Source organism: Cobetia sp. MB87, from assembly GCF_011319755.1.
Taxonomy (GTDB): Bacteria; Pseudomonadota; Gammaproteobacteria; order Pseudomonadales; family Halomonadaceae; genus Cobetia.
Window position 1 is genome coordinate 411,681 of the sequence record NZ_VFBC01000005.1, and the last position, 24,535, is coordinate 436,215.

General features: G+C 62.4%; 21 protein-coding genes and 1 pseudogene. 14 read left to right on the forward strand and 8 right to left on the reverse strand.

From position 1 onward, the window contains the following. The first annotated feature begins 7 nt into the window (after window positions 1-7). Window positions 8-811 carry an arginyltransferase gene (locus CDPAHKCJ_RS05100; RefSeq protein WP_166018919.1) on the forward strand — a complete coding sequence of 268 codons (804 nt, stop codon included), beginning with the start codon at window positions 8-10 and terminating at the stop codon, window positions 809-811. Between the two features lie 320 nt (window positions 812-1,131). Next, on the forward strand, window positions 1,132-1,350 hold the full coding sequence (infA, locus tag CDPAHKCJ_RS05105; RefSeq protein WP_024953359.1) for a translation initiation factor IF-1: 219 nt from the start codon (window positions 1,132-1,134) through the stop codon (window positions 1,348-1,350). Window positions 1,351-1,923: 573 nt separating this feature from the next. On the opposite strand, the gene clpA is transcribed toward infA, so the two are convergent. From clpA to icd, 3 genes are all read right to left on the reverse strand, one after another. After that, the gene (gene clpA, locus CDPAHKCJ_RS05110) at window positions 1,924-4,188 is read right to left on the reverse strand and encodes an ATP-dependent Clp protease ATP-binding subunit ClpA (RefSeq protein ID WP_043333850.1); all 2,265 of its coding nucleotides are present in this window, start codon (window positions 4,186-4,188) and stop codon (window positions 1,924-1,926) included. 33 nt (window positions 4,189-4,221) lie between these two features. Then, window positions 4,222-4,623 carry an ATP-dependent Clp protease adapter ClpS gene (gene clpS, locus CDPAHKCJ_RS05115; RefSeq protein ID WP_082388342.1) on the reverse strand — a complete coding sequence of 134 codons (402 nt, stop codon included), beginning with the start codon at window positions 4,621-4,623 and terminating at the stop codon, window positions 4,222-4,224. Window positions 4,624-5,122: 499 nt separating this feature from the next. Then, window positions 5,123-6,385 carry an NADP-dependent isocitrate dehydrogenase gene (icd, locus tag CDPAHKCJ_RS05120; protein ID WP_043333852.1) on the reverse strand — a complete coding sequence of 421 codons (1,263 nt, stop codon included), beginning with the start codon at window positions 6,383-6,385 and terminating at the stop codon, window positions 5,123-5,125. Window positions 6,386-6,485: 100 nt separating this feature from the next. On the opposite strand from icd, the pseudogene CDPAHKCJ_RS05125 reads away from it, so the two are divergent. The 11 genes and pseudogenes from CDPAHKCJ_RS05125 to CDPAHKCJ_RS05175 all read left to right on the forward strand — a co-directional run. Beyond that, window positions 6,486-7,013 (forward strand): annotated as a pseudogene (locus CDPAHKCJ_RS05125) (pseudouridine synthase); the annotation flags it as partial. 245 nt (window positions 7,014-7,258) lie between these two features. Further along, on the forward strand, window positions 7,259-7,708 hold the full coding sequence (locus tag CDPAHKCJ_RS05130; protein ID WP_043333853.1) for an NUDIX hydrolase: 450 nt from the start codon (window positions 7,259-7,261) through the stop codon (window positions 7,706-7,708). Window positions 7,709-7,909: 201 nt separating this feature from the next. Next, on the forward strand, window positions 7,910-9,091 hold the full coding sequence (gene mnmA / locus CDPAHKCJ_RS05135) for a tRNA 2-thiouridine(34) synthase MnmA (protein WP_166018921.1): 1,182 nt from the start codon (window positions 7,910-7,912) through the stop codon (window positions 9,089-9,091). After that, a complete protein-coding gene (gene hflD / locus CDPAHKCJ_RS05140) occupies window positions 9,088-9,723 on the forward strand; it encodes a high frequency lysogenization protein HflD (protein WP_043333854.1) in 636 nt (211 codons plus the stop codon). The genes mnmA and hflD overlap by 4 nt, the downstream gene beginning before the upstream one ends. A 150-nt stretch (window positions 9,724-9,873) precedes the next feature. Further along, the gene (purB, locus tag CDPAHKCJ_RS05145) at window positions 9,874-11,241 is read left to right on the forward strand and encodes an adenylosuccinate lyase (protein ID WP_166018922.1); all 1,368 of its coding nucleotides are present in this window, start codon (window positions 9,874-9,876) and stop codon (window positions 11,239-11,241) included. A 270-nt stretch (window positions 11,242-11,511) separates the two neighbouring features. After that, a complete protein-coding gene (locus tag CDPAHKCJ_RS05150; RefSeq protein ID WP_166018923.1) occupies window positions 11,512-12,756 on the forward strand; it encodes a cupin domain-containing protein in 1,245 nt (414 codons plus the stop codon). A gap of 8 nt (window positions 12,757-12,764) precedes the next feature. Continuing rightward, entirely contained in the window at window positions 12,765-13,184 is a 420-nt protein-coding gene (locus CDPAHKCJ_RS05155; RefSeq protein WP_240916656.1) for a GNAT family N-acetyltransferase, read from the forward strand. A gap of 338 nt (window positions 13,185-13,522) precedes the next feature. After that, window positions 13,523-14,275: a hypothetical protein gene (locus tag CDPAHKCJ_RS05160; RefSeq protein ID WP_166018925.1), complete on the forward strand. Its 753-nt coding sequence runs from the start codon at window positions 13,523-13,525 to the stop codon at window positions 14,273-14,275. Between the two features lie 198 nt (window positions 14,276-14,473). Continuing rightward, a complete protein-coding gene (gene aceA / locus CDPAHKCJ_RS05165) occupies window positions 14,474-15,784 on the forward strand; it encodes an isocitrate lyase (RefSeq protein WP_166018926.1) in 1,311 nt (436 codons plus the stop codon). Window positions 15,785-16,242: 458 nt separating this feature from the next. Then, complete coding sequence (locus CDPAHKCJ_RS05170) at window positions 16,243-16,746, forward strand: glycine zipper 2TM domain-containing protein (protein ID WP_166018927.1); 504 nt, start codon at window positions 16,243-16,245, stop codon at window positions 16,744-16,746. 555 nt (window positions 16,747-17,301) lie between these two features. After that, a complete protein-coding gene (locus CDPAHKCJ_RS05175; RefSeq protein WP_346773893.1) occupies window positions 17,302-18,312 on the forward strand; it encodes a lipid A deacylase LpxR family protein in 1,011 nt (336 codons plus the stop codon). A 172-nt stretch (window positions 18,313-18,484) separates the two neighbouring features. Here CDPAHKCJ_RS05175 and CDPAHKCJ_RS05180 read toward each other — a convergent pair whose 3' ends face one another. After that, window positions 18,485-18,769: a hypothetical protein gene (locus tag CDPAHKCJ_RS05180; RefSeq protein ID WP_166018928.1), complete on the reverse strand. Its 285-nt coding sequence runs from the start codon at window positions 18,767-18,769 to the stop codon at window positions 18,485-18,487. A 494-nt stretch (window positions 18,770-19,263) separates the two neighbouring features. On the opposite strand from CDPAHKCJ_RS05180, the gene CDPAHKCJ_RS05185 reads away from it, so the two are divergent. Next, window positions 19,264-19,746, forward strand: coding sequence for a peptidylprolyl isomerase (locus tag CDPAHKCJ_RS05185; protein ID WP_043333860.1), 483 nt, complete (start codon window positions 19,264-19,266; stop codon window positions 19,744-19,746). 231 nt (window positions 19,747-19,977) lie between these two features. On the opposite strand, the gene CDPAHKCJ_RS05190 is transcribed toward CDPAHKCJ_RS05185, so the two are convergent. From CDPAHKCJ_RS05190 to CDPAHKCJ_RS05205, 4 genes are all read right to left on the reverse strand, one after another. Continuing rightward, on the reverse strand, window positions 19,978-20,676 hold the full coding sequence (locus tag CDPAHKCJ_RS05190) for a DUF3047 domain-containing protein (RefSeq protein ID WP_240916657.1): 699 nt from the start codon (window positions 20,674-20,676) through the stop codon (window positions 19,978-19,980). Between the two features lie 88 nt (window positions 20,677-20,764). After that, complete coding sequence (locus CDPAHKCJ_RS05195) at window positions 20,765-21,412, reverse strand: CDP-alcohol phosphatidyltransferase family protein (protein WP_166018929.1); 648 nt, start codon at window positions 21,410-21,412, stop codon at window positions 20,765-20,767. Window positions 21,413-21,471: 59 nt separating this feature from the next. Next, window positions 21,472-23,235: an ABC transporter permease gene (locus CDPAHKCJ_RS05200; RefSeq protein WP_166018930.1), complete on the reverse strand. Its 1,764-nt coding sequence runs from the start codon at window positions 23,233-23,235 to the stop codon at window positions 21,472-21,474. Next, window positions 23,211-24,494 (reverse strand): ABC transporter substrate-binding protein, encoded by a 1,284-nt coding sequence (locus CDPAHKCJ_RS05205; protein WP_166018931.1) that lies wholly within the window; start codon window positions 24,492-24,494, stop codon window positions 23,211-23,213. The genes CDPAHKCJ_RS05200 and CDPAHKCJ_RS05205 overlap by 25 nt, the downstream gene beginning before the upstream one ends. Between the last annotated feature and the right edge of the window lie 41 nt (window positions 24,495-24,535).

Consider the following 24,535-nt stretch of genomic DNA (forward strand, 5'->3'; position numbering starts at 1 on the left):
TGCAACGGTGAGCAGCAATACCCCCAAGCAACCGCAACGCGATCTGCGCTTCTTTCTGACGGTACCGCACGCCTGCAGCTATCTGGAAGGCCGCCAGGCGACCACACTGTTTCTCGATCCGCAGGAAGCGCCCAATTCCGGTGTCTATGACGCCCTTGCCCTGCTCGGCTTTCGCCGCAGCGGCTCTCACCTCTATCGTCCGCATTGCGGTGATTGCCGTGCCTGCATTTCCGTGCGCGTGCCTATCGCCAACTTCACACCCAACCGCACCCAGAAGCGTCTGATGCGTCGCAATGCCGACCTGGTCATCGAAGAGGGGCCAGCACTCTTCGACCCCGAGCATTATCGCCTGTACGCCCACTATATCCGCAGCCGTCACGCGGATGGCGACATGTTCCCGCCCAGTCATGAGCAGTATCGCACCTTCCTCACCTCCCGCGATGACTATGCCCGCCTGGTGAGCTTTCGTCTCGATGGCCGTCTGGTGGCCGTCGCCGCCATGGACCGCATGAGTCATGGCCTGTCCGCCATCTATACCTTCTACGATCCGGATGAGTCACTGAATCAGCGCTCGCTGGGGACCTACGCGGTGCTGTGGCAGATTGAGCAGGCACGCCGCGAAGGCCTGACCCACCTCTACCTGGGCTACTGGATTCGCGATTGCCGCAAGATGAACTATAAGCAGCATTTCCAGCCGCTCGAGTATCTGGATGGCAGCCACTGGCGGCGACGCATACCGGCCAACCATACCGACAGCCATCTGCCACTGAGCCTGGTCAAGCAAGGCGCGTCAGTGACATCCGGCAAGTGACACGCTACGGGCACCCACTCGACGCAAGCAGTCTGACAACGCCAAGGTGACGCAACGCTCAGCTGGCTGGGACCACCAGACAGCGCCGAGTGCCGACCAACCGCCTTCCGGGATTTGCCCCGACGCAAGATGCCGATTTTTATCTTCCTCCTGAGCTGCCCACAGGCGCTCAAGGAGCGTACAATCGCGCTTCGACTTTGCCTTGCCGCCGCCCTTACGGCACAATATCGCGTATCGAAGTCCCGAATCGGGCACTTTTTGTGCTGAGGCGGCTCGGAACTACCAGCAGTATTCCCTGTAATAAGTGAGGATCAGCCTATATGGCGCGTGAAGATCATATTGAAATGGAAGGCGTCATCGTCGACACCCTTCCGAACACCACTTTCCGTGTTGAACTGGAAAACGGCCACATCGTGACCGCTCACATCTCCGGCAAGATGCGCAAGAACTACATCCGCATCCTGACTGGCGACAAGGTCAAGGTTGAGCTGACTCCGTACGACCTGTCCAAGGGCCGTATCGTCTACCGTTCGCGCTAAGCACGGTCAGACTGCCCTGCCGGTTGCCATGCCATCGATCACTCTGCACGTCCTGGACCTGCATGCGATCATCATGACACCGGCTGGCTGAACCGGTCGTTCCCGGCACCTCAGGTACCAGCGTCACCTCCGCCTGAACCCTCCGCCCGGACCCGGAACGCATCGAGGTTGCAAGACTTGCCCTTCGCGGCGAGACACCCGCCACCTCGATGGCGTATGCCTGAGTATTCCGATGATGCCGCCTTGTCCCATGAATGCGTCTTGAGCCCGAACGCCAATCTGGTCTTCGCTCCCATTCAATGATGACAGGCGGCTCATCCCCGCTGGGCATTTTCTCCTCAATACGCATTCGCTTCCCCCGATACGCATTCGCCTCTTCCTGTACTCATCCGACTCCCCGCCCTCTCCTCGAGGATGGCGATCCCCTTGGCGTGCGCGCGTGTCCAGCTTGAGCAATCGACTCCATGCTCACCATGTGCGGACAGCTTGCTGAGAGACGGGCATAAAAAACGGCCAGTGCTTGAGCACTGACCGTTCATGTCGCCCGTTCCGGGCAGCAAGCTGAGCGTCAGATCACGCCATTTCCGCTTCCGTTTCCAGGTGCAGCTCGCCGTTGTCGACCGTGACATGCACGATGCCGCCTGACTCGGACAGGTCGCCGAACAGAATCATCTCTGCCAGCGGCTTCTTGAGCTTCTCCTGAATCACACGCGCCATCGGGCGAGCACCCATTGCCGGGTCATACCCGAGGGTCGCCAGCAAGTCGCGCGCCTCATCAGCGACATCCAGCTGCACACGCTTCTCATCCAGCTGCGCCTGCAGTTCGACCAGGAACTTGTCGACCACATTGCGCACCACGGCGAGATCCAGCGCGCCGAACTGGATGATGCCATCCAGACGGTTGCGGAATTCCGGTGAGAACGTCTTGCGGATGACTTCCATGGCGTCGGTGGAGTGATCCTGGTGCTTGAAGCCGATGGAGCGACGCGCCACCTGCTCGGCACCCGCATTGGAGGTCATCACCAGAATGACGTTGCGGAAGTCCGCTTCGCGACCGTTGTTGTCGGTCAGGCGGCCGTGGTCCATTACCTGCAGCAGCAGGTTGAAGACTTCCGGGTGTGCCTTCTCGATCTCATCCAGCAACAGCACGCAGTGCGGCTGCTTGGTGATGGCTTCGGTCAACAGACCGCCCTGGTCATAACCGACGTAGCCCGGCGGTGCCCCGATGAGGCGCGAGACGGTGTGACGCTCCATGTACTCGGACATGTCGAAACGCACCAGCTCGATACCCATCAGCGCCGCCAGCTGACGGGCGACCTCGGTCTTGCCGACGCCTGTCGGGCCAGCGAACAGGAAGCTGCCGACCGGCTTGTCCGGCGCCTTGAGGCCAGCACGCGACAGCTTGATCGCCGCGGACAGCCCGGTGATGGCGTCGTCCTGCCCGAACACCAGCATCTTGAGATCGCGCTCGAGGTTGGACAGCAGCTTCTTGTCGGAACTGGAGACCGTCTTCGGCGGAATGCGGGCGATGGAGGCGACGATCGCCTCGACCTGCTCGGTATCGATGGTGTCGACGCGGATGCTCTCCGGCAGCAGGCGCTGATGGGCACCGGCCTCGTCGATCACGTCGATGGCCTTGTCCGGCAGCTGACGATCGTTGATGTAGCGGTCCGCCAGACGCACTGCCGTTTCCAGCGAGGCATCGGTGTACTTGATGGCATGGTGCTCCTCGAAGCGGCCACGCAGCCCCTTGAGAATGCGGATGGTGTCATCCACCGACGGCTCCATGACATCGACCTTCTGGAAGCGACGCGCCAGGGCGCGGTCCTTCTCGAAGATGCCACGGAATTCCTGGAAGGTGGTGGAACCGATGCAACGCAGCTCGCCGGAAGACAACAGCGGCTTGAGCAGGTTGGAGGCATCCATCACGCCACCGGACGCGGCACCCGCACCGATGACGGTGTGGATCTCGTCGATGAACAGGATCGAGTTCGGCTCCTTGCGCAGCTCCGCCAGCAGCGACTTGAGACGCTTCTCGAAGTCACCGCGGTACTTGGTGCCGGCCAGCAGCGCGCCGAGATCCAGCGAGTAGACCACGGCTTCCTTGATGACGTCCGGCACGTCCTCCTCGACGATGCGCTTGGCCAGACCTTCCGCGATGGCGGTCTTGCCGACACCGGCCTCACCAACCAGCAGCGGGTTGTTCTTGCGGCGACGCACCAGAATCTGCACCACGCGCTCGAGCTCGCCATCGCGGCCGATCAGCGGATCGATCTTGCCCAGACGCGCCTGCTCGTTGAGGTTGGTGGCGTAGTTGGTCAGCGGGTTGTTGCCGCCTTCGCTGCTCGCCTCTTCGCTCTCTTCATTCTCGACCGACGCCTGGGGCGTCTGGGTGTGACCCGCGACCTTGGAGATGCCATGCGCGATGTAATTGACCGCATCCACACGCGCGACATTCTGCTGCTTGAGGAAGTAGACGGCCTGGCTTTCCTGCTCGGAGAAGATGGCCACCAGCACGTTGGCACCGGTCACTTCACTCTTGCCGGAGGATTGCACGTGGAAGACGGCACGCTGCAGGACGCGCTGGAAGCCCAGCGTCGGCTGCGTCTCGCGGTCTTCCTGCTCTTCCGGAATCAGCGGGGTGGTGGAATTGATGAAGTCCTGAAGGTCGACTCGCAGCTTGTCCAGATTGGCACCACAGGCGCGCAGGACATCGGCAGCGGAGGCATTGTCCAGCAGTGCCAGCAGGAGGTGTTCCACGGTCATGAATTCGTGGCGTTTGGAACGTGCCACGGTGAAGGCCGTGTTCAGGGTCAGTTCAAGTTCTTTGCTCAACATGGCAAGTCCCCTCTAGGCCGCGTCTTGGACGGATCACTCCGCCCGGTCGATGTCGCACAGCAGCGGATGCTGGCACTCTCGAGCATATTGATTGACTTGGTGGCATTTCGTTTCCGCGATGTCGCGACTGAAGATGCCACAGGTTCCTTTTCCCTGATGATGGACAGCGAGCATGATCTGTACTGCCTGCTCCTGATCCTTGTTGAAAAAGGTGGTCAGCACCTCCACGACGAAATCCATCGGCGTGAAGTCATCATTGTGCAGAACGACCTTGTACATGGGCGGTGGAGCCAGTTCAGGCTCAGCGGTCTCGAATGCCAGATCACCTTCGTGGTCTTCCTGGTATCCGGGTTCCTGAGCCGACGGGGCCTGATTGCTGATCGACAGTGTCTCCAGAAAGGGAGGACTGCCGCGCGATGTCTCTGTCTTGAACATAAGGGGCTGATCCGGTGAACACAAGCCGTGACGAAGCAGATTGCCTCAACGCGCCGCGGAGAAGGTCAAGCGCTGCCACGTCGTCTCAATGTGGGTGTGATAAGGAAAAGATGGGGGCTTGTCGATCTGGTTGCAAGCTTTAGTCGCGCACGCCTGAGCGTACACGTTCATGCCTGCATCGCGACGCTCTGACATGAATGCGAGCATTTGCATGCATTTTCGCTCACATACACGACAAGCACCTCTCGACAGGCGTTGCCAACCGGCGACCCATTCAAGCGTCTCGCCGCCCGATGCAGGCCGGGATATTACCGCGCAGCACGCCCAGCACAGAACATCCACGCACGACGCCCAGGAAGGGCAATCGTTGGCAGCAGACTGAGCGCGCAACCGAGAAGCTTCCATCTCAAACGCAAGAAGGCCCCCGGACATGTCCGGGGGCCTTCTGCTGAAACCTGTCACGCAACCTGATGCCTGGGCATCAGATCAACGCAGGGTCTCAGGCATCCATGTTGTCAGCAACAGCCTGACCGAACTCGGAGCACTTCAGCAGCTTGGCATCGTCCATCAGGCGATGGAAGTCATAGGTGACTTCGCCCTTGGCGATGGCCTTCTCGACGCCTTTCAGCACGAGATCAGCCGCTTCGACCCAACCCATGTGACGCAGCATCATCTCGGCAGAGAGGATGACGGAGCCCGGGTTGACCTTGTCCTGGCCAGCGTACTTCGGTGCAGTACCGTGAGTCGCTTCGAACATGGCGACGGTGTCGGACAGGTTGGCACCCGGCGCGATACCGATACCACCCACTTCCGCCGCCAGAGCGTCAGACAGGTAGTCACCGTTCAGGTTCAGGGTGGCGATGACGTCATATTCCGCCGGACGCAGCAGGATCTGCTGTAGCATGGCGTCAGCGATGACGTCCTTGACCACGATGTCCTTGCCGTTGTTCGGGTTCTTGAAGGTCATCCACGGGCCGCCATCCAGCAGCTCGCCGCCGAACTCGTCCTTGACGATTTCGTAGCCCCAGTCCTTGAAGGCACCTTCGGTGAACTTCATGATGTTGCCCTTGTGCACCAGGGTCAGCGACTCACGGTCGTTGTCGATGGTGTACTGGACAGCCTGACGGACCAGACGCTTGGTACCTTCTTCGGAGACCGGCTTGACGCCGATACCGCAGTTCTCCGGGAAGCGGATGTTGGTGACACCCATCTCTTCACGCAGGAACTTGATGACCTTGTCGGCTTCCGGCGTTCCCGCTTTCCATTCGACACCGGCATAGATGTCTTCGGAGTTTTCGCGGAAGATGACCATGTCGACGTCAGCCGGCTTCTTGACCGGGCTCGGCACACCAGTGAACCAGCGCACCGGGCGCAGGCAGGTGTACAGATCCAGCTTCTGACGCAGAGCGACGTTCAGGGAGCGAATACCACCGCCCACCGGAGTGGTCAGCGGACCCTTGATGGAAACGATGTAATCCTTGACAGCCTCGAGAGTCTCTTCCGGCAGCCAGGTGTCAGCATCATAAACGTGAGTGGCTTTTTCACCGGCGTAGACTTCCATCCAGTGAATCTTGCGCTCGCCGCCATAGGCCTTGTCGACAGCAGCGTCGATGGCAATCTTCATGGCCGGAGTCACGTCCACACCGATACCATCGCCTTCGATGAACGGGATGATCGGATTATTCGGAACGTTGAGGGTATTGTCGGAATTTGCGGTGATCTTGGCACCGCCTTCCGGGACGACAATCTTCTGGAACCCCATTGATAACTCCCCTGTCATGGATTCAGTGGAGGCGCGAGTATAGCACCCGTGCCGCTTCTCACAGTAGGCTTATACGGCAGCCGCGACAAAAGTCTAAACCATGTCTCTCATATATCTGCTTCACAAACCTTACCGCGTCCTGACCCAGTTCACCGACCGCGATCAGGGCCGCCAGACACTCGCGGATTTCATCGACGTGCCGGATGTCTATGCCGCCGGGCGCCTCGACTATGACTCCGAGGGACTGCTGCTGCTCACCAGTGATGGCGCGCTTTCCCACCAGATCGCGCACCCGAGAAGGAAGCAGCCCAAGACCTACTGGGTGCAGGTGGAAGGTGCCCCTGACGAGCAGGCCATCGCCGCGCTGCGTGCCGGTGTCGAGCTCAAGGATGGCATGACGCGCCCAGCCAAAGTGCGGCGCATCGAGCCCCCCGAGTTGCCAGACAGGCAACCCCCTGTGCGCTATCGCGCGAGCATTCCGACCCATTGGCTCGAGATCATCATCAGCGAAGGTCGCAATCGCCAGGTACGCCGCATGACCGCCCATGTCGGGCTGCCGACCCTGCGCTTGATCCGCGCGGCCATCGGCCCGTGGAAGCTCGATGGCCTTGCCCCCGGTGAATGGCGCAGCGCGGAAGTCGAGATGCCAGCGCCACCTCGCCGCGAGTCCCGCTCGCCACGCCACAAGGGCGCGACGGGCAAGCCGGGCGAGCGCCGCACCGGCAACGCTGGCCCCCGGGGCAATGGCAATAAAGGCAGCAGCACAGCCAGGAATGGCAAGGGTTCCAGCAAGGGCTCAGGTCAAGGTTCAGGCAAGACACCCGGCGCCCCCTCCCGTCGTCTCTCATCTCCCAAGAAAGGAAGGAAATCCTGATGGCTGCTCGCTGGACCCCGAATGTCACCGTCGCCTGCGTCGTCGAACGCGCCGGGCGCTACCTGATCGTCGAGGAAGACAAGGGCGGACCCTGCACGGTGTTCAACCAGCCCGCCGGCCATCTCGAACCCCATGAGCGCATCATCGACGGCGTGCAACGCGAAGTCCGCGAGGAAACTGCCTGGCGCATCCTGCTGACTGGCTATCTCGGCCTCTATGTGCATGTGGCCGAGGATGGCACCCACTTCCACTCCCACAGTTTCGAGGCCGCCGCCCTTGAGCACCTATGCACGCCGCTGGACCCTGACATCGTCAGAACGCACTGGTTGTCACTTGAGGAGATAGAGCAACTCGAGGACATGGGCCGCCTGCGCAGCCCGCTGGTGACCCGTCGCATCCGCGATAGCCAGCGCGGCAAGCGTTTCCCGCTGGATGTGCTGCACGATTGAGCGATTGTCCGCGCAGCAAGTCCGCCGCCGGGCGTGCTGTCGAGCGGCGCATCTGGCCCAGGGCGGCAGACGGCGCAGGCGGGGTGAATCCCACCCCCGCATTCAGGTATAATCCCGCCCATTCAAGCGGCGCCAGAATGACGGGTCTGCCGCCTCCCCTGTTTGTGACAACCCGCGGCCATGCGGGTGACGAGAGAACTGATGACCGCTGAAACCGGTACCGGAACCAAGGTCATCGTCGGCATGTCCGGCGGTGTCGACTCCTCCGTCTCTGCCCTGTTGTTGATGGAGCAGGGCTACCACGTCGAAGGCCTGTTCATGAAGAACTGGGACGAAGACGACGGTAGCGAATACTGCACCGCCCTCGAAGACCTGGCCGACGCCCAGGCCGTGTGCGACAAGCTCGGCATCAAGCTGCACACCGCCAACTTCGCCGCGGAGTACTGGGACAACGTCTTCGAGCACTTCCTGGCTGAGTACAAGGCCGGTCGCACGCCGAATCCCGACATCCTGTGCAACCGCGAGATCAAGTTCAAGGTCTTCCTCGAGTATGCCGAGATGCTGGGCGCCGAGCTGATCGCCACCGGTCACTACGTGCGTGGCGGCGTGCGTGATGGTCTCCCGCGCCTGCTCAAGGGCCTGGATACCAACAAGGACCAGAGCTACTTCCTGCATGCCGTGCCGCAGGCGGCCATCGCGCGCACTCTCTTCCCGGTCGGTGAGCTCGAGAAGCACGAAGTGCGCGCCATCGCCGAGAAGCATGAGCTGATCACCGCGCGCAAGAAGGATTCCACCGGCATCTGCTTCATCGGCGAGCGCCGTTTCGCCGACTTCCTCAAGCAGTACCTGCCCGCTCAGCCCGGCAAGATCGAGACCCCCGATGGCGACCTCATCGGCGAGCACATGGGCCTGATGTACTACACCCTCGGCCAGCGCCAGGGGCTGGGAATCGGCGGCCTCAAGCGCTATCCGGACGCGCCCTGGTTCGTGTGTGCCAAGGATCTGGAGCGCAACGTGCTGATTGCCGTGCAAGGCAAGCACCACGACCTGCTCTACACTCAGGCGTTGAGCACCGAAACCGTCGACTGGGTCGCGGGCGAGCCGCCGCAGACCGACGCCAATGGCGAGCTGCGCATTCGCTGCAAGAACCGCTATCGCCAGGAAGATCAGGCCGCGACCTTGATCGTCAATGACGGCCAGCGTGTCGAGGTGCGTTTCGATGAACCACAACGCGCCGTCACGCCCGGCCAGTCCGCCGTCTTCTATCTCGGCGACATCTGTCTGGGCGGCGGCGTGATCGACGACGCCTGGAAACTTCCGGCGGCGGACGCCAGCACTTCCACCGCCCCGCTCTCTGGCCCCGAGGAGTCCGCCGCGCAATGACCAGCGTGCCGATCCGTCCCGTCACTGATACCACTACCCGCCAGGCCCTTTCGCTGGCGGGCGTCTTCCAGGCAGCTGCGCTGGTCGATGAGCTGGCCCGCCATGGCCAGTGCGATGAGCGCGCCTGGGAAACCCTGGTCAATGCCACGCTGGATACCAATCCGGAAAGCTTCGAAGCCATCTACGGCGGGCACCATAACCGCCTGCGGCTCGGCATCGACACCGTCAGTGCGGTGATGGAACGTCGCCAGGTCTCGCCCGTGGTGATGCGCTATGGCTTCTCGCTGGTGATGCTGATGAGCAAGCTCAAGAAGGACCCGGACATGCTGGACAAGCTGGGCGCGGGCCTGACCCGCATCCAGGGCCAGGCCGAGCACTTCGGGCCGACCCACGAGAACGTGATCGCAAGCCTGGGCGAGCTTTACCAGCAGACCCTCTCCACCTTCCGCTACCGGATCGTGGTGCAGGGCGACCCCGGTCTGCTGCAGCAGCGCATGATGCCGGAACGCATCCGCTGCGCCCTGCTGGCAGGCGTGCGCTTCGCCCTGCTGTGGGACCAGCAGGGTGGCCGTCGCTGGAAGCTGGTCTTCCAGCGCAGCGCGCTCAAGAAGTCATTGCAGCAGCTGGGCTGAGCCCGCCTCCGCGCTCGCGCCAGCGCGTCACCTGACGCCACCAGATTCACACCCGAATTCGCTTCAACAACGCTGGAGCCCATCAACCGGGCTCCGAGACACTTGAACCGGCAGCGCGATATGTCCTGCCACCATCGGAAGATTCTCATCATGCAGCTGTCCGCCCTCACCGCCCTGTCTCCCGTCGATGGCCGCTATGGCGCCAAGACCGAGGCCCTGCGCGAGCACTTCAGTGAATTCGGCCTGATCCGTGCCCGTGTCATCGTCGAGGTGCGCTGGTTGCAACGCCTGGCCGCCCACGCCGAGATCGCTGAAGTGCCGGCCTTCTCCGCGGATGCCAACGCCGTGCTGGATAGCATCGTCAGTGAGTTCAGTGTCGAGGATGCCCAGCGCATCAAGGACATCGAACGCACCACCAACCACGACGTGAAGGCGGTCGAGTACTTCCTGAAGGAAAAGGTCGAGAGCAACGCCGAACTCAACGCCGTCACCGAGTTCATCCACTTCGCCTGCACCAGTGAAGACATCAACAACCTGTCTCACGCCCTGATGCTGCGTGGTGGCCTGGACAAGGTGCTGCTGCCGCAGATGCGTGAAGTGACCGAAGCGATCGTCGCGCTGGCCCACCAGCACGCCGAACAGCCGATGCTGTCGCGCACCCATGGCCAGACGGCCAGCCCGACCACCCTCGGCAAGGAAATGGCCAACGTCGCCGCGCGTCTGCGTCGTCAGCTGGCGCAGATCGAGCGCATCGAGATGCTCGGCAAGATCAACGGTGCCGTGGGCAACTACAACGCCCACCTGACCACCTATCCGGCCATCGACTGGGCGGCCAACGCCGAAACCTTCGTCGAGAGCCTCGGGCTGACCTTCAACCCGTACACCACCCAGATCGAGCCGCACGACTACATCGCCGAGCTGTTCGATGCCATCTGCCGCTTCAACACCATCCTGATCGACTTCGATCGTGACGTCTGGGGCTACATCTCGCTGGGTTACTTCAAGCAGCGTACCGTGGCCGGCGAGATCGGCTCCTCCACCATGCCGCACAAGGTCAACCCGATCGACTTCGAGAACTCCGAAGGCAATCTGGGCATCGCCAACGCCGTGCTGGGCCATCTGGCACAGAAGCTGCCGATCTCCCGCTGGCAGCGTGACCTGACCGACTCCACCGTGCTGCGCAACCTGGGCACCGGCCTGGCGCAGGGTCTGATCGCCTATCAGGCGACCCTGAAAGGCATCAGCAAGCTGGAAGCCAATCCGGAGCGTCTGAACGCTGATCTGGACAACAGCTGGGAAGTGCTGGCCGAGCCGATCCAGACCGTCATGCGTCGTTACGGCATCGAGAAGCCCTACGAGAAACTCAAGGAGCTGACCCGTGGCAAGCGTATCGACCAGGCCGGTTTCGCCGCCTTCATCGAGACGCTGGAACTGCCGGAAGACGTCAAGACCGAGCTGAAGGCGCTGAGCCCGGCCAGCTACATCGGCAACGCCATCGCACAGGCCAAGGCGCTCTAAGCGGCGCAGGTCACTGCAAGTCTTGAGACGCCGGGGCCTGTGCTCCGGCGTCATGCATTGCGTATTGCGCAGCATGCAGCACGCTGCACATTGAACGACACACTGGATTCACGACCACTGACGTTCTCCGTCAGTGGGCACGACATGCCACTCCCTCAAGGGGCGGCATGGAACGCATCGCCTTCTGCCATCCGGCAAAACGGCTTCAACGACGTCATCGCGAGACCGCTGCCACCTGACAGGCTGCCGCTCGCGTTCGAGAGGTTCTGCATGAGCACATCCCCCGCCCCCCGCGACACCGACACGCCACTGGCACTGTTGGGCGGCCTGAGCATCCGCGAATTCCTGCGTGACTACTGGCAGCAGAAGCCGCTGCTGATCCGCGGGGCCTTCGCAGACTTCGAGACGCCGCTGGAAGCCGACGAACTGGCCGGTCTGGCCTGTGAAGATGGCATCGAAGCCCGCCTGGTCGAAGAGACGGGTCCGGACAAGCCCTGGCAGGTCAGCCATGGCCCCTTCGATGACGCCACCTTTGCACGTCTCGACGCCAAGGACGACAGCCAGTGGAGCCTGCTGGTGCAGGCGGTGGACCACTACGTGCCGGACGTCGCCAAGCTGTTCGAGCCCTTTACCTTCCTGCCGCGCTGGCGTCTCGATGACATCATGATCAGCTACGCGCCGACCGGCGGCAGCGTCGGCCCGCATCTGGACAACTACGATGTCTTCCTGCTGCAGGCCCAGGGCCAGCGTCATTGGCAGCTGGGCGGCATGCACGGTGACGACGCCGAGATCATCGATGGCATCGACCTGCGCATCCTCAAGCACTTCGAGGTCACGCCGGGCGAGGACTGGGTGCTGGAACCCGGCGACATGCTCTACGTGCCGCCGCGCCTGGCGCACCACGGCGTCAGCCAGTCCGATGACTGCATGACCATCTCCGTCGGCTTCCGTGCACCGTCCGCCGATGAAGTCGTCACCTCCTACGCCGACTACCTGGGTGCCAGCCTGCCGGAGTCGCTGCGTTATCGTGACGAAGGCATGGCACCGGTCGCCAATGCCGGCGAGCTGGACGATGCCTCGCTGGAGCGCGTGCGTGAACTGCTGCTCAGCACGCTGGACAATCCCACACAGCTGGCCCAGTGGTTCGGTCGCTACATGACACAGCCCAAGTATCTGGAGCAGCTTGCAACACGCGAACCCGCGCTCAAGAGCCGCGAGCTGATCGAATATCTGGAAGATGAGGGCGTGCTGGTGCGCTCGCTGGGCTCACGCTTCGCCTTCCGTCACGGCGAGGATGGCACCAGCACGCTGTTCGTCGATGGCGATGGCATCCCGGCCCCTCAGCCGCTGGCAGAAGCGCTGGCCTCTGATCAGCGCCTCACGGCGGTGTTGCTTGACTACACCACGGCAGACCTTGATCGCAGTGCCGTGGTCAGCCTGCTGACGGCGCTGATCAACCGCGGCAGCCTGATACTGGAATGTGATCTTCAGGACGAAGAGGACGATGAAGAATGAGTGACGCCATGATCAGCCTTGAACGGGGCGACTGGCAGACGCTGGGCAACGAGGCCAGCGAGATCCGCCGCGTCGTGTTCATCGAGGAACAGCAGGTTCCGCAGGAGGAAGAGTGGGACGGACGCGACGATGTCTGCGAACACTTCCTCGTGCATCTGGATGGTCGCACCGTCGGCACGGCCCGTCTGTTGCCGGACGGCCATGTCGGCCGTGTCGCCATCCTCGCCGAAGCGCGCGGACTGGGGCTTGGCCAACGCCTGATGGAAGCAGTCATCCATGCTGCGCGCCAGGCTGGCCATGCTGAAGTGCTGCTGGATGCTCAGACCCATGCGCTGGAATTCTATCAACGCCTCGGCTTCACGGCTTACGGCGACGAGTTTCTTGACGCCGGCATACCGCACCGCAGCATGCGCTTGATTCTGAACTGAATTTTAGCGTCCGCCTTACAGAAACCGGCCCTATCTGGGGCCGGTTTTTTTGTGCCTTGAAGTGTCTTGTAGTCTGGCTACAACCCGATCCTTGACCAAGTCATCATTCCAAAAGCCCCATGGATACTGACATCATGACGTCATTGAGAAATATTAAAACGACTGTTTGCCAACGAGAATTCTGCAACGTTGAAACCGATATAAAACGATCGTTTTAATGCGACCAAGGAATGAAAGACAGCACTCAGTTTCGGAGCGATGCTAGAGATCAGGTCATTTACGCTGCACTGCGACATGACACGCTGCCAGATCCGGCACCGCCTTCAGGAGATTCGCCCATGCTCACCTCAGACACACGAACGCAGACCACCCTGATGGGCGGTAGAGGTGACCAGGTACTCGGGCATCCTGAAGATGCCGCTCTGGCCGAGCAATGGCACAACGCCGAGATACGCACGCGGATTCTCAAGCTGGCGCGCCCCCTCAAGGACCTGCTGCCACCGCAGACAGCGGAGACGGTGGCGGCACAGGCGCAGACGATCTGTCATCTGAGTCGCGACCAGCGCTGGCAGCTTCCCGGCGACCAGTGGCAACTGCGTTCACAGACCAGCGAATGGCAGCTGCAGCGTCATGCAGAGCAGACAGCGACCACCGACGTGCAGGACGCGTCTGACCAGCTGACACTTGCCGGACTCACAGATGACGTGAAGGGGATGCAACTGGGCAACCGCCCGCTCCCCCGGGCCCTCTGGACCCTGGCCGCCGCGCGGCATCGCGGCGAACGTCATTCGGTGCTGGCCATTGCCCAGATCAGCAGCGTGCGCGAAGCGCTGTGCTGGGGAGAATTGATCTCACGACTGCGCGCGCCGGACGGCAGACCACCGCGCATCGCCCTTACTCTCAGCCACTGCACGTTACCCACGCTGGAAGCCAGCCTGTACTTCCTGATGCCCTGGTTGGACAGCATCACGCTGACAGCCGCACCCGGCCTGGAAACTGCCTGCCTTGGCGTGATCAAGGCTCGCTTCAGACTTGCCGAGCCAGTGGAGCTCGACAACGCCACCGACGACGCCTGCTGTCGCACGGCGTGACTCCACTGACAACGCCTGAAAGATCAATAACAACAACAAACTGTCATGCAGCAACCTCAAGACGCCGAGCACCGCCACTCCCATTTCACGCGGCGCTCTTGCGTCAACGGCCAGACGATAGACAAGCGAACAGCAACAAGACACAGACAACACGCCAGGGGCTGAGCCCCGACGACGAAGCCATCAGGAGATGCCACCATGAGTCACACACGTGCCGATCAGATTGCCGCGCTCGAAAAGGACTGGGCCGAGAATCCGCGCTGGAAAGGGATCACTCGTCCCTATTCCGCCGAGGATGTGGTGCGCCTGCGCGGTTCCGTCCAGGAAGCCAATACCCTGGCGACCCGCGGTGCCGAGAAGCTCTGGAAACTGGTCAATGGTGATGCCAAGAAGGGCTACGTCAACTGTCTGGGCGCCCTGACCGGGGGCCAGGCCATGCAACAGGTGAAGGCCGGTATCGAGGCCATCTACCTGTCTGGCTGGCAGGTCGCCGCCGACAACAACACCAGTGAAGCCATGTACCCGGATCAGTCGCTCTATCCGGTGGATTCCGTGCCGACCGTGGTCAAACGCATCAACAACACCTTCCGCCGCGCCGACCAGATCCAGTGGCAGAAAGGTGCCAACCCGGGGGATGCCGGCTTCGTCGATTACTTCGCGCCTATCGTGGCAGATGCCGAGGCCGGTTTCGGTGGCGTGCTCAATGGCTACGAGCTGATGACCGCCATGATCCGTGCGGGCGCCTCCGGGGTGCACTTCGAGGACCAGCTGGCCTCGGTCAAGAAGTGTGGCCACATGGGCGGCAAGGTACTGGTGCCGACCCAGGAAGCGGTGCAGAAGCTGGTCGCCGCCCGTCTGGCCGCTGACGTGGCGGGTGTCCCGACCCTGGTCATCGCACGTACCGATGCCAACGCCGCTGACCTGATCACCTCGGATGTCGACGACTACGACAAGCCGTTCCTGACCGGTGAGCGCTCCGACGAAGGCTTCTATCGTGTCAATGCAGGTCTGGATCAAGCCATTGCCCGCGGCCTGGCCTACGCGCCCTACTCCGACCTGATCTGGTGTGAAACCGCCAAGCCGGACCTCGAGGAAGCGCGCCGCTTCGCCGAAGCGATCAAGAAGGAATACCCGAACCAGCTGCTGGCCTACAACTGCTCGCCTTCCTTCAACTGGAAGAAGAACCTCGACGACGCCACCATCGCCAGGTTCCAGCAGGAACTGTCGGACATGGGCTACAAGTACCAGTTCATCACCCTGGCCGGTATCCACAACATGTGGTTCAACATGTTCGATCTTGCCTACGACTATGCGCAGGGCGAGGGCATGAAGCACTACGTCGAAAAGGTGCAGGAAGCCGAATTCGCCGCAGCCGAGAAGGGCTACACCTTCGTGGCGCACCAGCAGGAAGTCGGCACCGGTTACTTCGATGACATGACCAACGTCATTCAGGGCGGCAACTCCTCCGTTACCGCGCTGACGGGCTCCACGGAAGAAGACCAGTTCTAGACCGCTGACATCGCGGTATGACACCTGGACATAGCACCTCGAAATGACGAGATTGCGCGAGGTGCCACCCGCAGACTGACCGAAGCCCGCTCACGCGGGCTTTTTCGTGCCTTGGCGCCGTGAATACCCGCCGCGAATGTCCGACGTGACTACTAGCCAACGTCGACGAACGCCCCTGCGCTGACATTCACCCGGCATGGCTCATGCAGAATGCTGACGCGGTAGCACTCGCGCGACAGGGAAGTGCAGAAGTTGCGTCACCTCAGCGTTTCAGGTCGGGAACCCGGCATGGTCGATGTGGTCTATAATGTTAAGAAACAGTGTTCTCGCACGCCCGACGTGACAAGAACCTGCTGGCGGCCCAAGGAAGTGATCGCCTACCTGAGCCTTGCTCTCTCAGCACTCAGCATTCTCCATCACAACCTCAAGCTGCACCGCATCATGCGAGGAGACACACCATGACACTCTCACTGACTCATAAACGATCGGCTGGCGCACGCCGCTGGCTGCCCGTGATCGCACTCGGCGTACTGACGCTTGGCGGCTGCGCGAACAGCGACATCTATTCCGGCAACGTCTACACCGGCGATCAGGCCAAGCGCGCACAGTCCGTCAGCTATGGCACCATTACCTCACTGCGTCCGGTACAGATCCAGGCACAGGATGAAGGTAGCGGTGTGCTCGGTGGCCTGGGTGGTGCGGTCGTCGGCGGCCTGCTCGGCAGCCAGATCGGCGGCGGCTCCGGCCGTGCGATCGCCACTGCCGCGGGCGCCATCGGCGGCAGCGTGGCCGGCAAGTCGATCGCCGACAACGTCGACCAGATCGACGCCTACGAGATTGAAGTCCGCCGCGATGCCGGCGATAGCCTCATCGTCGTCCAGAAAGCCGACACCGCCTTCTCGGTTGGCCAACGTGTCCGCCTGGTCGGCTACGGCGCCAACCTGAGTGTCGCGCCTTACTGAGTCTCTCGATGGCTGGCGCTCCCTTGCCGGGGCGCCGGCCGTTCTGCTTCCGCGCCCTTTACCGATTCCTGTCGCAAGCTCTGCGCGGGCAACGCTGACACACTTTACCCTCATCTCGCCAAGCGAGCGCATCCCCGCGTCTCTCGCGTCTTTCACATCTCTTGCGCTCCTGTATCTACCTCCGCTCCATCTCCTCCTGCTTGCTGCCCCCGCTTTTTTCTCCTGCCTCTCCCCTCGCTTCGCATTCCCTCCTCCGGTTACACGCATGAACGGTTCGCCTCAGCGAACAATCTGCAGATCGCCTATTGATTAACAGGCTATGAAATCGTGATTTTTTGTGCAAAGTTATACATATGCAGCCTAACTTGACTCTGTGTACAACTTTTCGTCCCAGGAGTTGCGATGCGTCCCGTCACTGCCCGTCCAACAGGTTCTCTCCCAGGCGCCAGCAAGCTGTCTTGTGGCACATCACCTTCAAGAAACTGCCCTCACGCTTATCCCAGCACAGTCAATGACAGTCCCGGGGGTACCGCCGCCCTCAGCCACGCGCCGCAGGTGGCGCCGGCCTTCTCGACCCGTCGCCTGGGCATGGCATTGATCATGCTCGGTGCAGTGGCATTGGCACCCATGGTGGAGGCAGCCGAGGACGAGGGTGGCGTGCTGTCATTGAAGGTCGAGAATGACATTCTCAGCTCCGGCGATGATGGCCATTACACCAATGGCTTTGCGCTGAGCTACACCTTCGCGACACCGGACCAGCACTGGTCACGCTCATTCGCGGACTGGGTGCCCGGCTTCAGTGCGGCGCGACTGGACGCCACGGCCTATCGCTTCGGACAGCAGATCTATACCCCCAATGACATCTCTCGCGAACAACCGGATCAGGACGACCGCCCCTACGCGGGCTACCTGTTCGGTGGCGTATCGCTGTTCGCTGGTGAAGAGGGAGATGACTGGCGACGGGTGGACACCTTCAATCTGGATCTCGGCATCGTCGGCCCGGCCTCAGGCGCCAAGGAGGCTCAGAAGGGTGTCCACGAGATCACCGGCAGTGATGAACCGGAAGGTTGGGATCACCAGCTGCACAACGAGCCGGTGATCAGCACCGGCTGGCAGACGCAGCTATGGCTGCCGGCCAGGGCCGCGGGGCTTGAGGTGGAGTACGGCCCCTCGGCTTCCGTGGCGCTGGGCAACCTCTACACCTATGCGGGCGTCGGTGGCGGCATACGTATCGGCCAGGGACTGACCCGCAGCTACGGAATACCGACAGTGGCACCGGCCCAGGGCGGCCGTCAGTACTTCCATCCCGACGGCGACTTTGCCTGGTATCTGTTCGCCAATATCGAAGGCCGCGCGATGGCCTACAACATGCTGCTGGACGGCAATGGCTTCGAGGACAGCGCCTCGGTAGACCGTCGCCCGCTGGTCGGCGACCTGCAACTGGGCTTCGCGCTCAGCTGGCAACGCTGGCAGCTGGCGTTCGTCAATGTGTGGCGCACCCACGAATTCGAGACGCAGCAGGAGAGCGATCAATTCGGCTCGCTGACGCTCTCGACCTGGCTATGACTCGGCGCCGAGCTGCAGACGGCGCTGACAAGACGCGATGGATGAGCAGAGTCTAATGAGAAGAGCCTGATGAGAAGTGTCTGATGAGCAGAAACAGAAAGGCCGGGCAGATAGCCCGGCCTTTCTGTTTGCGGGAAACATCATGCTTCCCGGTGGTTTGCTGATGGTGAGATCAGTGCATCTTGACCTTGCTCATGCCCCAGCAGATCAGCTTGCCGCCGATCAGAACGATCAGCGCCAGCACGATCAATGCCATCAGCATGGAGATGGGATTGACGATGAAGGTCGCGCCCAGAATACCCAGGGCCACACCCCAGACATAGCGGTCACCGCTATCGATGCTCAGAGCTTCCGGCAGGACACGCTTGACGGTGGCACCCAGCGAGCCTTCCCAGCGGTTCAAGCACAGCATGAAGATCGCAGCGAAGCTCACCAGCCAGATCAATGTCACGGTCATCGAAATTCTCTCCTGAAAAAATAGGGTCGCATGGCGCCTGAGTTGTCATTTCCCGTCAGGCGACGGGACAGAGTGTGCAGAGCGAGGCCACTCCGGGCCGCGCGTCAGAATCCGCAATATCCGAGTAGGCAGAGTAACCAGACCCCGTGGCCCTCGCAAGCCATCGCCCCAACCTTGTATGGCCGTCAGCAGGACGGCCGCCGTGCACTGGCAGGGCAACCCCGCCAGACACCTGATAATCCAATCGTTTTCCCCCTTCCTCCACCGATGGCTTCGAGGGTGAGAAAAAACCCGGCCTCAGGGTTGAAATGCACGCCTGCGAGCGTCACCTATACTTTCAAGACAAGGTAACGTGCGCTGGATTGCCTCTCAGGCGATGTCATCAGCGGGCCAGAAGCCACGTGATACGCGGCTTTTTTCCAGTTTCCCCCCTGACAGTCACCTCAGGGGCACGTTACCATTGACGTTCATATACCTATCGAAAGGCTCTCATCATGCAAATCGCCCAGAATGCCGTCGTATCCTTCCACTACACCCTGACCAACAACGAAGGGGAAGTGCTGGATAGCTCCGAAGGTCGCGAGCCGCTGGCCTACATCCACGGCGCTGGCAACATCGTCCCGGGCCTCGAGAAGGAACTCGACGGCAAGACTTCCGGTGACGAGCTGAAAGTTGCCGTCTCTCCGGAAGAAGGTTACGGCGAAGTCCAGGAAGCCCTGGTCCAGGAAGTGCCGCGTGAAGCCTTCCAGGGTGTCGAAGACATCGAAGCTGGCATGCAGTTCCAGGCACAGACCCAAGGCGGCCCGCTGATGGTCACCGTCACCAAGGTCGAAGGCGACACTGTCACCGTCGATGGCAACCACCCGCTGGCCGGCGAAACCCTGAACTTCGACGTGCAGATCACCAACGTGCGTGAAGCTTCTGCCGAAGAGCTGGAACACGGCCACGTTCACGGCGAAGGCGGCGTGGAGCACTAAGCTCCGCCTCTTCCCTCATCCGAGGCATCACCTCGGATGAGCGCCTCACACAGTGTGTGAGGCCGGAACCGAAAGCCCCGCGACTGAGTCATCAGTCGCGGGGCTTTTTCGTGTCTGGCTGGCTGACTTGGCAGGCTTGTCGGAGTGGCTCAGCCCACTCTTTCAAGCCCACCCTTTCAAGCCCACTCTTTCCAGCGCTTCAGGCCCAGCTCATTTCCCCAGGCTCCCGGATCAGGCGCCGCAGCTGGGCGGTGTGGCATCGCTGGAAAGGCTCAGGCCACGAAACAGCGCCGTGGCATCACCACCGGCATTGTCACCGTCAGCCATCAGCGCAAGTCCGGCAATCTCGCTCGGCTTGCTGCCAAACAGTGACGCGTAATCAGCACGCAGATCGCGCACCTCTGCCACCCACTGCCCTACCTTCTCGTCACCGGATTCAACGGCCAGCAGTACGGCGCGATCCGTGAAGGCGTTGTCCCAATGGCTGCCTCGCGCTTCATTGCTGGACCAGACGTAATTGATGGCCTCGACCTGCCACGGCAGGATACCGGTCTTGTTGACCACATAGAGGCGCGCCGGGTAGTCATCCCCTCCCTTGGTCTTCTCGTTCACGCCCGGATAGATGCTGTCTACCTGCCAGCACCACTTCAGATAGGGCGTTTCCTCGAGCGAGATATCTTCCTCGAGATAGCGCGCGGAAGCCTGCCCCTGAGCACGCGCCTCGAGAGCGGGTCGGCCTTCGCGCTCCACCACGCGATACGCAGTCTGGCCTTCGAAGGTCTTCTCGCCCCAGGCGAGAATCTCGGCCGGCGTGAAGGTCTTGTCAGCCGCCAGTGCCGCAGAGGGCATTACCGCCGCCAGCAGGCCACTGGAGGCGACTGCCGCGAGCATGGGGAGGAAGGAAGACAACTGACGGGAAGTGGTTTTCATTGGCAAGACTCCGGAGCGCTGAACAACGCAATGAGAAAAGATGGCAGGACGAGTCACCTGCCGGGCCAGGTACCGCGCTTGGCACACATCAGCCCGGGGCGTTGCCGTGCTGCTCGCTTCGGTCCTGGGCTCGCAAGGTGACATACCCTCCCCATACGCGTGTCAGCGTGGTCAGGATGCATGCCGCAGCGAAGACCCACGCCATCAATGCGAAATGCTGTGGCATCAGGCAGGCCAGCACGAAGAAGGCGATGGTCTCGGTGCCCTCGGTCAGGCCATCCAGATAATAGAAGGCCTTGCGGGTAAAGTTGGGACGCTCCAGCTGGTGCTTGGCCGCCATGATGGCAAAGGCCAGAAAGCTCGATCCCGTACCGACGAAGGCGAACAACAGTGCCACCGCCGCCATCGCATTGGCGGCCGGATCAGCCAGTGCGAAGCCCACCACCACGGCGGCGTAGAACAGGAAATCGAGACAGATATCCAGGAAGCCACCGGCATCGGAGCTCAGGCCGGCATGCCGCGCCAGCGCGCCATCCAGCCCGTCCACCACCCGATTGATCAGGATAGCGACCAGCGCGAGCCCGAAATGTCCATACGCCAGCAACGGCAATGCCAGCATGCCGATGACGAAGCCTGCGAGAGTCAGCTGATCCGGATGCAGACCGCGTGCCGCTGCGCTACGTGCCAGGCGTTTCAGAGGTGGCTGTACCCAGCGTGAGGTCCACTTGTCCAGCATGTTGCATCTACTCCCATGAGATCGTTGAGGTCATCATCATTCCAGCGCCTGACAGGCGCTCAACCGCGCGTCGGCGAGACCGAGCGCCCGGCAGGTACCGCACGTGCCAGCAGGAAAACCAGCAATGGCAGACAGGCCTGCAAGCAGGCGGCTACCGCAGTCAGGCGTGGGTCGGCCCCCGTCGCCAGCGCCAGGGTTTCGGTGGTCAAGGTCGGGACTCGCCCACCGCCCAGCACCACCGTCGGCACGTACTGCGCGATACTGACCGCGAAGGCTACTGCCCAGCTGATGGCCAGCGGCCTGAGCATCAGGCGCAGGCGAATACCGATCAGCACCTCGAGCCGTGAACGCCCCAGCAGACGCGCCGCCTGCTCGAGTCGGGTATCGAAGCGCGCCCAGGGGCCGGCCAGCGTCAGCCAGGCGTAAGGCAAGGCGAACAGCAGATGGCCGATCACCACTCCCGCCCAACCGGGACTGGCCCCCAGGCTCAACCAGCCGACCTGGAACCCGAACAGAAAGCTGGCCTGCGGCAGCAGCAATGGCAGATAAAGGCAGACCACGAAGCCGCGCAGGCGGCCACTTTCCCGCTCACGCTCGAACACCGCCACGCTGAGGATGACGGCCAGTGTCGCTACCAGCAGTGCCAGCCACAGGCTGTTGCTGAAGGCATCCCCCAGACCAGCGAGAGCCTGTTGCCAGCTCTCCCAGCCCCAACGGGACGGCAGCAGCGCAGGGAAGAACCAGCTTCTGGCCACCGATTGCACGCCGATCACCACGAAGGCGAGCAACGAGATCAGCGTGACCACGCCCAGCACTCCGCGCGCGACACGCCCGAACATGACGTCACTCGCCAGCGCCAGACGACTTGCGCGCGCCGGGTGATGGCTCAATACCCAATCGCGATGCCAGGTGAGCAAAGAGCGTCCCAGCGCCGCGCCCAGCGCCATCATCCCGATCACCAGCAGGGCCAGAATCAGGGCGCCGACACTCGCCGGCAGGCGCGCCGTCGGGTCACTGTCACGCCACAGTTCGACCAGGCGCACCGCCAGCGTCGGCGTACGCGTCGGCCCCAGCACCTGAGCGACATCCACCACCGCCAGCGAGTAGGCCAGCACCGCGCCGATGGGCAAGGCGATCGCGCGCATCACCTGGGGCATCAGAATGCGCCAGCGCAGCTGGGGGATGCTGTAGCCGAGCGCCTGACCCGCCTGCAGTTGCGCGGTGACCGGCAGACGCGAGAGCGCCGTCTGCGCCATCAGCATCAGAAACGGCGCTTCCTTGAGTGCCAGTCCCAGCGCCAGCGTGATGCCATGGGCATCCGGCAGCGGATACTGCGGCGGCACCAGCACCTCGAAGGGTGCCAGCAGCAGGCGCATCAGCACGCCACTCGGGGCAGCCAGCCACAAGAGCCCCAGCGCCAGCGCCAGATGCGGCATCGCCAGTATCGGGGCCAGCAGGCGCTCCATGCGCTCACCGAAGCGAGTCCCGGCGGCCGCCGAGACCCACCCCATGGTCAAAAGCACCGCCAGCAGCGTGCCACCGAGGCCACTGACCAGCGTCAGTCGAAAGCCCTCCGCCAGCCCGGGCAAGGCCCACCAGCGCTGCCAGGCGACCGCCGAAACTTGATCGAAGCCCAGCGTCGGCCACAGCCCGAAGGCCGGAGCGACCAGTCCGGCCAGCCCCAGTGCCGTAGGCCCGAGCAGCAACAGCAAGACGCCCCAGCGCAGCACGCGAGCGGGCGTCAGCGGCGCATGACCAGTGGCGGGAGCGACACGCCAGCGATCAGCGACCCATTGCGTCAGTTGCGATAGCGTCGCGCCCACTCGGCCTCCAACGCATCGGTCCAGCTCGGGTGTGGCTCGCTGAGCGGTGTGCCCAACGCCTCGGGCGACATGCTGCCGGGCAGTCTTGGCAAGGCATCGAAGGCAGCGCGCTCTTGTGGCGGCAAGCGGGCGACATCCAGCACCGTGTCATCGCCCCAGCGCGAGGGGTCGGCCTTGGCGGCCTGGGCCTCGGCGGACATCAACTGATTGATCCATACCAGTGCTGCGGCCTTGTGTGGTGCACTGGCCGGAATCGCCAGATAGTGCACATTGCCGAGGGTGCCACCGTCATGGATATACGGTTCGATGGTCGGTGGCAGCCGCCCTTCCTGACGGGCATTGGCCACTTCCTGGGGCACGAAGGTCAGCGCGATCCACACGCTGCGCTGGGCGAGCAGTTTCATCTGCTCTTCGGCACCGGCTGGCTGACGCTCGCCCTGTGCCCACATCAGAGGATGCAGCGCATCGAGATAGTCCCACAGCGGTGCGGTCACCTCAGCGAACTGGGCATCACTCGCCACGGGAGATGCCAGCACCTCGCGCTGCTCGACGGGCATCAATTCCAGCAATGCCTGCTTGAGGAAGGTGGTGCCGTGGAAGCTGGGCGGCTGCGGATAGGTCACGCGCCCGGGATGCTCTCTGGCCACCTTCAGTAACGCCTGCATCGAGCGCGGCGGCGCCTCCAGCAACGCGGTGTCATACATGAAGATCAGCTGCGCACGTCCCCAGGGCGCCTCCAGACCATCGGTGGCGAGCCCGAAATCGCGCGCGCCGATCTCCTCGAGCAGATAGTCACTGTTGGGCAGGCGCTCGACGAAGGGGCCCCACACCAGCTCGGCCTGCTTGAGCGCACGGAAGTTCTCGCCGTTGATCCAGATCACATCGATGCTGCCATCACTGCGTCCTGCGGCCTTCTCCGCCAGCAGAGTCGAGACACTTTCCGCGGTGTCGGAAATCTTGACGTGACGCACCTCGATACCCTGCTGTCTTGCCGCGATACTCGCCTGATCGCGCAGATAGGCGTTGGTCGCCTCACTGCCACCCCAGGCGTGGAAATCGATACGCTGTCCACGCGCCTTGTCGGCGATCTCCTGCCACTCGAGGGAGGCAAGCTCAGGCACCGGACGTCCTGCTTTCACGTCTGCGGCAAATGCCAGAGAGGCGGCCCAGGGGTTGGCGCTGATACCTGCCATCAACAGCAAGGATCCGCCCATCAACGCCAGGGCACGACGACGGCCCGGCTTGTGATTCGTCTCCATGAGGGGATCTCCTGATAGGAAAATGCCGCGTCCCGGACATG